A 313-nucleotide genomic window follows, 5' to 3' on the forward strand; every position below is an offset into this window, starting at 1 on the left:
GCCTTGAAGTAGTTTTTACATTCTGTGACGGAGAAGAGGTCACAGATTTCGCCAAGCGCGTTGGAGATGGCATCGAAGCTGCGGGCCGCCCGCTTTCGCAGCAGCGTCTTGAGTTTTGAGAAGGCCATCTCGATGGGATTGAGGTCGGGACTATAGGGTGGCAGGAACAGCAGCCAGGCTCCCTTTGCGCGGACCAGCTTTTCGGCCCGCTCGCTCTTGTGGAAGGCGACATTGTCTAGGATGACGACGTCTCCATGCGACAGGGTCGGCGCGAGTTGGGTCTCTATCCAAGCCTCGAAGCTGCGGCTATTCA

The 313-nt window shown here is 57.5% G+C and carries 1 protein-coding gene; it reads right to left on the reverse strand.

Going from position 1 to position 313, the window contains the following annotated elements; translation table 11 throughout:
- On the reverse strand, window positions 1–313 hold a 313-nt coding region (locus tag EQW76_RS28850; protein ID WP_142832648.1), incomplete at both ends, for a transposase.

Source organism: Rhizobium sp. rho-13.1, assembly GCF_007000305.1.
Classification (GTDB): Bacteria; Pseudomonadota; Alphaproteobacteria; order Rhizobiales; family Rhizobiaceae; genus Rhizobium; species Rhizobium rhododendri.